This is a genomic window from Aminobacter sp. P4_H6_2 (genome assembly GCF_056400805.1).
Genome location: NZ_JBFUKO010000200.1, coordinates 1 through 8,455 on the forward strand (window position 1 = coordinate 1; position 8,455 = coordinate 8,455).

The 8,455-nt window shown below is 62.5% G+C and carries 7 protein-coding genes and 1 pseudogene; 7 read left to right on the forward strand and 1 reads right to left on the reverse strand.

The genetic code is table 11. The annotated features are described in order from the left end of the window. The 3 genes and pseudogenes from AC1DUU_RS15595 to AC1DUU_RS15605 form a co-directional block, all read left to right on the forward strand. Positions 1-220: pseudogene (locus AC1DUU_RS15595) on the forward strand (glycosyl transferase family 1); the annotation flags it as partial. Between the two features lie 16 nt (positions 221-236). Further along, positions 237-1,418, forward strand: coding sequence for a glycosyltransferase (locus tag AC1DUU_RS15600; RefSeq protein ID WP_476784318.1), 1,182 nt, complete (start codon positions 237-239; stop codon positions 1,416-1,418). Then, positions 1,415-2,875 carry a lipopolysaccharide biosynthesis protein gene (locus tag AC1DUU_RS15605; protein WP_476784319.1) on the forward strand — a complete coding sequence of 487 codons (1,461 nt, stop codon included), beginning with the start codon at positions 1,415-1,417 and terminating at the stop codon, positions 2,873-2,875. The genes AC1DUU_RS15600 and AC1DUU_RS15605 overlap by 4 nt, the downstream gene beginning before the upstream one ends. Here the strand turns inward: AC1DUU_RS15605 and AC1DUU_RS15610 are convergent. Then, complete coding sequence (locus AC1DUU_RS15610; protein WP_476784320.1) at positions 2,777-4,162, reverse strand: polysaccharide pyruvyl transferase family protein; 1,386 nt, start codon at positions 4,160-4,162, stop codon at positions 2,777-2,779. The genes AC1DUU_RS15605 and AC1DUU_RS15610 overlap by 99 nt on opposite strands. A gap of 170 nt (positions 4,163-4,332) precedes the next feature. Between AC1DUU_RS15610 and AC1DUU_RS15615 the strand changes: the two genes are divergently transcribed. The 4 genes from AC1DUU_RS15615 to AC1DUU_RS15630 are packed head-to-tail and all read left to right on the forward strand — an operon-like array spanning position 4,333 to position 8,362. Continuing rightward, a complete protein-coding gene (locus AC1DUU_RS15615; protein ID WP_476784321.1) occupies positions 4,333-5,490 on the forward strand; it encodes a glycosyltransferase family protein in 1,158 nt (385 codons plus the stop codon). 22 nt (positions 5,491-5,512) lie between these two features. Then, positions 5,513-6,499, forward strand: a complete 987-nt coding sequence (locus tag AC1DUU_RS15620; RefSeq protein ID WP_476784322.1) for a glycosyltransferase family 2 protein — start codon at positions 5,513-5,515, stop codon at positions 6,497-6,499. After that, positions 6,496-7,422, forward strand: coding sequence for a glycosyltransferase family 2 protein (locus tag AC1DUU_RS15625; RefSeq protein WP_476784323.1), 927 nt, complete (start codon positions 6,496-6,498; stop codon positions 7,420-7,422). Before AC1DUU_RS15620 ends, AC1DUU_RS15625 begins: the two co-directional genes overlap by 4 nt. Beyond that, positions 7,412-8,362 (forward strand): glycosyltransferase family 2 protein, encoded by a 951-nt coding sequence (locus AC1DUU_RS15630; RefSeq protein WP_476784324.1) that lies wholly within the window; start codon positions 7,412-7,414, stop codon positions 8,360-8,362. Before AC1DUU_RS15625 ends, AC1DUU_RS15630 begins: the two co-directional genes overlap by 11 nt. Positions 8,363-8,455: the final 93 nt, after the last annotated feature.

Here is an 8,455-nt window from a genome sequence, read left to right on the forward strand (position 1 = left end):
GATCGGCAAGGGTGGCGTCGTCCTCGACTACGATGCACCGCTCGATGTCTGGGTTGGCGCGGTACGCTGCCTGTGGGATGACCGGGCCGAATATGAGCGCTTGTCGGAGGCCGCGCGCGAATTTTCGCACCGTCCCCAGCTCGATCCTGATGCCCAGTTCGCCACCTTCATGGGGGTGCTCGAACGAGCGGCGACAGGCAGCCTCCATCAGGCGGCCTGAGTTGGAGCGCGGATCGATGAAAGTCTGTTTTGTCGTCGACAAGTTCCCCTCGCTTTCCGAGACCTTCGTTCTCGACCAGATCGCGGGATGCCTCGAGCGCGGCATCGAGGTCGGGGTCGTCTGTAATCAGACGACTTTTGGCAAGGAACACAACATTGACGATCCGCGCTGGCGCAACCTACCCGGCGGTGTCGAACAATGGTGGGGCGCGCTCGGTGCACTGCGCCCATCGCTTCGCAAATGGGCAGGCCGGCTCTGGGACAAGTCGTCGACTGCGCTCGACATCGCCTTTGCCGGCAAGCTCGAGAAATACGACGTCATCGTTGCCCATTTCGGCAACAATGGCCTGCGCGTCGCAAGAGCGATGAAGCAGCGGCAAATCACGGCACCTTTGGTGACCATCTTCCACGGCCATGATGTCGGCGCGCCAATGCATGACGGCACGTTGTCGCGTTACGAAGTTGTCTTCCAACAAGGCGCCTTGCAACTGCCGGTCAACGGCTTCTTCCGCGACGCGTTGATAGGGGCAGGTGCCGCCCCCGGCACCGTTGCCGTACACCATATGGGCGTCAACACTGACGAGATCGACTTTCACGCCGGCCGGCAGGGCAACACCGCGCTGGCGCTGATCTCGGTCTGCCGGCTGACCGAGAAGAAGGGCATTGAGTTTGCCTTGCGTGCACTCGCCGAAGTGCAGGCCGTGCGGCCTGACATCGACTGGTCCTACACCATCATCGGTGGCGGCGAACTGCTCGATGAGATGAAACAATTCGCTGCAAGGCTGGGCATATCCGAACGTGTCGCCTTCCTTGGGCCGCGCGCGCATAGCGAGGTCAAGCAGCGCTTGAGCCAGGCGGATGTCTTCGTACTGCCCAGCGTCAAGGCCAGCGACGGCGACCTTGAGGGCATTCCTGTCGCGTTGATGGAGGCGATGGCGGCCGGGCTGACGGTGGTCAGCACATATCATTCGGGAATTCCCGAACTGATCGAGGACGGCAGAACCGGTCTCCTCGCACCCGAGAGGGATGCGGCGGCGCTGGCACAAAAACTGATCTGGATCGCCGAAAACCCCGGCCCCTGCGAGGCGCTCGCCATCGCCGCGCGGCGCAAGGTCGAGGACGATTTCGATTCGACCAGGCTCAACGACGCTTTCGCCGACACGCTGTTCCGCCTTGCCGCGACAAGGGCAGCCGCATGACGGCTCAAGCCCAGCAATTGGGACGCATCGCGCTCAGGGGCGGGGCGCTGACCGCTGCAGCGCAGGCGATCAAGATTGCCATCCAGTTTGTGTCGGTGGTGGTCCTGGCACGGATGCTGGCACCTGAGGACTTTGGCCTTGTCGCCTCGGTCGGGCCGATCATCGCCTTTGTCGGGCTGTTCCAGAATCTTGGCCTCCAGCAGGCGGTGATCCAGCGGCAGGAGATCGACCAGTCGCAACTCAACCAGGTGTTCTGGATTAGCACACTTGCCGGCCTGATCTGCACCATCGTGATTGCAGCACTTTCGCCTGCTGTTTCAGCCTTTTACGGTGATGCCCGCATGACCGGGATCACCCTTGCCGCAGCAACGCCGCTGTTGTTGGGAAGCCTTGCCGCGCTGCCGCTGGCGCTGATGAACCGCAATCTGCAATTCGGTCAACTCGCGATCAACGACGTGGTGACAGCGTTGGCCGGTCTGGTTGCGGCGATCGCCGCTGCCTATGCCGGTCTCGGCTATTGGGCGCTGGTGATCGGGCCGGCCGCTGGCGCGATCGTGACGCTGCTGGGCGCATGGCTCGCCACGCGCTGGAAACCTGATAAACCGAGCCTCAGGGTCGAGCGCGAGATCCTGTCCTTCGGCGCCAATCTTACCGGCTTCAACCTCGTCAATTTCTTCTCGCGCAACCTCGACAACATTCTGATCGGCAAGTTTTCGGGGCCGATTGAGCTCGGCTACTACGATCGCGCCTACAAGCTGCTGTTGTTTCCGCTGCAGAACATCAACCAGCCGCTGTCGCGCCTGATGKTGCCGCTGCTCAGCCGCATCCAGGACGACAAGCCGCGCTTCCGCGAGCTTTATCTTCGGACCAACTGGCTGCTTGCCTTCATCACTGTACCCGGCATCGCGGCATTGACCATCGCTGCCGAGCCAGTCGTTACGATCCTGTTTGGCGAGCGCTGRCTGGCGGTGGCGCCGATTTTCGCCTGGCTCGGCATTGCCGGGCTGATGCAGCCGGTGTCGAGCACGACAGGCTGGATCTTCATCTGCCAGGGCAAGACAGGAACGATGTTCCGCTGGGGTGTCTATTCGGCACTGACGACGGTGTTGTCTTTCGTCGTCGGGCTGAAATGGGGCGCTGTCGGCGTCGCCGCAGCCTATGCCGTCAGCGGCTATGTGCTGCGGCTGCCGGTGCTCGCGGTGATGCTGGGGCGGACCGGGCCTGTCTCGGCGCTCGACTTCATAATGGTTCAGGGGCTGCTGGTCGTTGCTGCAGCCGTCGCCTGGCTGGGCTACGGCTACCTCCCTGCATCGCTGACCGAACAGTCCAATCTCGTTGCCGCGGTGACCGCAGCAGCACTAAGCTACGCGGTTGCGCTCGCCTTCATGGTCGCTGTGCCGCAGTCGCGCCTTGCCCTTGTCGAAGCCTGGAAGACCATCGCCCGCAACGTTCGCTGAAGCGTCTTGGAGCAGCGGTCTGATCAGTTCGGCCGCTGACATCGCCGAGGCGTGTTCTTCGAGCACTGCGGCAAGGGTCGTTTCTCTCAGGCGGTCGAGATTGCCCGCGAAACTCGCCAGCTTCCGGTTGGCCTCCTCCGGCGTCATTGTGTCGATGTCGAGCAGGAGGTCGGCGAGCCCGACCCGCTTGGCAAGCTCCCTGGTCTTGAACTCATAGGCGATGGGCAGCACCGGCGTGCCGACACACAGCGACATGATCATCATGTGCATGCGCGTAGCGACAACGAAATCGAAGCCCTTGACCAATTCCATCAGTTGTTCGGGCGTGTGGAAATCAGCATCGACGCTGACTTGTGCGGCTATGTCAGGCGCCAGTTCGGCAACGATGGCCCGCGCGGTCTTGGAATCGTCATGGGCATATTCCGGCACGCCCTGGCAGGTCGACACGAACGTCACCTGCTTGCCGTGGTCGCGCACGAGCGAGGTCGCGATGTCGCGGATCGAATCCATGTAGCGACGCATGCCGTCGGCGCCCTCGCTGACATAGTTCCAGTGCCGCACCGAGATGCCGACGCGGCCAGTAGGCTGGGGCGGTTGACCGGCGGACAGGAGCCCTTCGATTCGCGCCTTGTCGGCAAGTGCGAACACCGAATCGGCCACGACATGGCACTTGCCGGGATTGTCGACGAGGCCGGCGAGATGGCCGCGCGAACGTTCGTCGCGCAGCAGGATCAGCGTGCTGCGGTCGAAGACCGGCTTCAACTCGCGGCGATTGTAGTCCTTGTCGAACGGTCCGAGCGACTGGGTGAAAAAGACCGGGTCCTTGCCGAAGATGGCATCGATGCGGAACTGGTTGAGGCGGCGCTCGAGATTGTAGTTTTCAACGAGGTAGGTGCCGCCGGTCGTGATGACGAGATCGGCCTGCCGGTACATGTCGAGGCTGCGGCGGTCCTCAGTACCGAACATCGTCTCGTCCAGTGCTGTGCTCTTGCCGTAGTGGCGCAGTGCGCTCAGCGCGAGCCTGTTATAGATCGGCTTGGCGAGGTTCTTCAGCCGGTTGTCGTCATAGGGGTATTTGAAGATCGACTCGGCCAAAAGCTTGCGGATCTCGATGTCTGGATAGGCCTGCCTGGGATAGAGCCGCGACGCGACCTCGGGCTGGCTGTCGAACACCTGAAACTGGATATCGCCGGCATAGGCCGATTTCAGGATATGCCGGATCGCCAGGAGGATCGCAGCGTCGCCGGTGTTCAGGCAGACGGTGTTTTCGACAATGACATTCTTCATGGAACCGCGTCTCCGTGCGCATAGGCCCGCCCACGCGCATCAATACAGATCAAACGGGCTATTTTGCGACGCAACAAAAGTTGAGGCCGAATTGGCCAGTAATTGTTGCGGCGCAGCAAATGCTTCCCTAGCATCGCGGAGCGGTGGGCCAAAACAGCGAGAGTAATCTCATGCTGCATGTGCTGTACCTTGTGCATGACGTATCCGATCCAGCAGTTCGCCGGCGGGTCATCATGCTCAAGGCCGGTGGTGCGCGTCTTGCGTTGGCCGGATTCCGGCGAACTGATGAGCCGGTAAAAGACATTGAGGGCCTTGAGCCAATCGACCTCGGGTACACACGAGACGGTCGGTTTGCGCAGCGAATCGCGGCGGTGGCGAAGGCTTCGGCGGGCATGTCGGGCTCGCTGGGCGCCATGCCGGCTCCAGATCTGATCATCGCCCGCAACCTCGAAATGCTGGCGCTGGCGCAGCGTGCGCGAAGCACGTTCGCCGGTTCGGTGCCGATTGTCTATGAGTGCCTCGATATCCATCGGCTGGTGCTGCGCGAGGACCTTCTGGGCAAAGGCATGCGCGGGGCTGAACGGCTGCTTGGGCGCAACGTCAAGCTGTTGCTGACAAGCTCGCCGGCTTTCGTCAGGCACTATTTCGACAGATACGGCCAGATCGACGCGCCAATTGAGCTGGTGGAAAACAAGCTGCTCGAATTGACGCGCGGCCTGCCATTGGTTCCGAAGGCGCCCGATGGGCCGCCTTGGCGCATTGGCTGGTTCGGCGCACTGCGCTGCCGCAAGTCGCTCGAACTGCTGGCCGACTTCACCCGCAGGATGAAGGGGCAGTTCGAGGTCGTCATGCGCGGTCGGCCGGCACTTTCCGAGTTCCCGGATTTCCATGGTTTTGTCGAATCAGAGCCCTATTTGAGCTTCAAGGGTGCCTATCGAAACCCCGAGGACATGGCCGACATCTACCGGGAGGTCCATTTTTCCTGGGCGATCGACTTCTTCGAGGAAGGCCAGAACTCGAAGTGGCTGCTGCCCAACCGGCTCTATGAAGGCTGCCGCTTCGGCGCCGTGCCGATCGCCATGGCCGACACCGAAACCGCCGGGTTCCTGCAACGGGAGCGGGTCGGGCTGGTACTATCCGAGCCGTCGGTGAGAGCAATGATGGACACGCTCTCGCCAATGACGGCCGAGCGCTACGAGGCCCTGCATCGGGGCGTACTCGCCCGCGATCAAGGGACCTGGAGCTGCGATAGCTCCGATTGTCGCGCGCTGGTGGCAAAGCTCCAGCGCATCGCTGGCCGCGCCGAAATCGGCACCATCGCCGCCTGACATCATACAAACAAGCAGAGCAATGCCTGAAAACCCTTCCTGCATCATTATCATTCCGTGCCTCAACGAAGAGCGCCACATTGGTGCCTTGCTCGCCAAGCTTCGGCCAGCTGCGAGGCGGCTTTCCGCGCGGATCATCGTTGCCGACGGCGGCAGCAGCGACGCCACCCGCGCGATTGCTGCCAAGGCTGCGGCGGACGACGCCAATGTCGTGCTGATCGACAATCCGAAGCGTATCCAAAGTGCCGCGATCAACCTCGCGGTCGAGCGCTTCGGCAACGGCGTGCACTATCTGATCCGCATCGACGCGCATGGCGGCTATCCCGACGATTTCTGCGACCGGCTGTTGGAGGAGGCGCGAGAAACCGGTGCTGACTCGGTTGTCGTGTCGATGCTGACCAAGGGCGCGGGTCTGGTGCAGCAGGCGGTGGCCGCCGCGCAGAATTCGAGGCTCGGCACCGGAGGTTCGAAACACAGGCACAGCTCCAGCGGCGCGTGGGTCGATCATGGCCATCACGCGCTGATGCGGGTGAGCGTGTTCCGCAGGCTCGGTGGCTACGACGAGAGTTTCAGCCACAACGAGGACGCCGAACTGGATCACCGCCTGCGGGAGGCCGGCTACCGCATCTGGATGAGCGGCCGCACGCGCATGAACTACTATCCGCGCAATTCGTTGTCCGCCCTCTATCGTCAGTATCTCGGTTATGGCCGGGGCAGGGCGAAGAACGTGCTCAAGCATCGCGTCATTCCCAAGATCAGGCAGATGGTGCCGCTGATGGTGGTGCCTGCAGCTCTGCTCACGGTGTTCACGCCATGGCACTGGGTTTTTGCGGTGCCATTTGTCCAGTGGGCGGCTGTCTGCCTCGGCTATGGGTTGTTTCTGGGGCTTCGCTCGGGCGCGCCCAAACGCGCGCTCGCCGGCGTGTCAGCCATGGTCATGCATTTCGCCTGGTCGCTCGGTTTCTGGCTGCAACTGATCGATGCCGGAACAAAGGGGCGGACCGCATGAATGCCGGCAGCATCGACATCTGTGTCTGCACCTTCAGGCGCAGGGAACTCGCTGAAACGCTACGCTCGCTGGCAGCCATGGAATTGCCGGAGGGTTACCGGATCGGCATCATCGTCGCCGACAATGACGAGGTGCCTAGCGCATCGCAACTCGTGGCCGATCTTGCGCGGGAACTGCCGCTGCCGATCCGCTACGTTCACAGCCCGGCACGCAACATCTCGATTGCCCGCAACGCCTGCCTCGACGCCAGTGTCGCCGATTTTGTCGCCTTCATCGACGATGACGAGACGGCCACAGGTTCGTGGCTGAAAAGGCTTGTCGAAACAGCGCAAGCGACAAGCGCCGACGTGGTGCTTGGCCCGGTCAAGGCGCGTTACGGGGCAGGGGCGCCAGGCTGGATGCAGGTCGGCGATTTTCATTCGACCTTTCCGGTCTTCGTCCAGGGCGAAATCCGCACCGGCTACACCTGCAATGCCTTGCTCAGGATGAAATCCCCAAGCATCGCCGGCCGCCGGTTCTCCCTGGCGCGCGGCCAGTCGGGTGGCGAGGATACCGAGTTCTTCGACCAAGCTTTCGGAGCCGGCGGCCGCATAGCCTACGCTGCCGAGGCCTGGGTGGAAGAGCCGGTACCTCAGGGGCGCGCCTCGTTCGGCTGGCTCACCAAGCGGCGTTTCCGCGTCGGCCAGACCCATGGCCGGCTGCTCGGTTCGAAGCGCCCAGGAATGCGGTTGGCCGGCGAACTGGCCCGGGCGTCGGCCAAGGCCTCCTATTGCTTCGCTGCCGCCGGAATCGCCGTGTTCCGGCCGGTCAGCCGCAACCGAAGCCTGCTCAGGGGCGTCATGCATTTGGGCGTTCTGAGCGGGCTGGTCGGCGTTCGAGAACTGCGCCTCTATGGCAGCGGAGGGGGGCAGGATGCAGCCTGACGTCAGCTTCGTCATCGCCGCCTACAACGCCGAAGCGACGCTCGGCCGCGCCATTGACAGCGCGTTGGCGCAACGCGGCGTCACGGTCGAGGTGATCGTCGTTGACGATTGCTCGTCGGACGCCACACTGGCACTTGCCCGATCCTATGCCGATCAGCGGGTGCGGGTACTGGCATTGGAGGCAAATTGCGGCCCCGGCGGCGCGCGCAATGCCGGCCTGAATGCTGCACGGGGCCGTTGGGTTTCGATCCTCGATTCCGACGATGCAGTGCGGCCCGATCGTCTCGCGGCAATGATATCCCGCGCCGAGCGAAGTGGCGCGCGGATGGCCGTCGACAACATCGAAGTGATTCGAGAAGACGGAACGCAACCGGAGGTGATGTTCCCGCAGGAATATCTCGAAAACTTCGCGGAATTGTCGTTGGCTGACTTCATCGGCGGCAATGTKGTCTTCGAAACGACGTTCAATTTTGGTTACATGAAGCCGATATTCATGGCTGAGTATCTCCGCGAACATGGCCTTCGCTACGACGAAGACCTGCGCATTGGCGAGGACTATATCCTGCTTGCCAGCGCGCTTGCCAAGGGCGGGCGTTGCGCCGTCGAACCCGCTGTAGGCTATGCCTATCATGTCCGCAGCGGTTCAATCTCAAGGGTTCTGGAGCTGYATCACGTCGAAGCGATGCAGCGCGCCGATGCGGCCTTTGAGGCGTCCAATCGGCTCGATCCCCAGGCGAGAAAAGCGTTCACGCGACGTGCCCGCAGCCTCAGGCAGGCTGCCACATTCCTGTCATTGGTGGAGCACATCAAGCAGCGATCGCCGCTCAAGGCGATGAGAACCGCTTTGGGGGACCCGGCGGCGGTTCGCCATTTGCGGATGCCGATAGCGGTCCGGCTGCGCCGGGTTGCCCGGCAGTTCGCATACCGGGCAGGCAAGTAAGGCTTCTGCCTTGCCCGGCCAATACGAGGAAACTGAAATGAGTGAGAGGATTGGCACGATGAAGAAAGTCAGGAAAGCGGTGATACCTGTGGC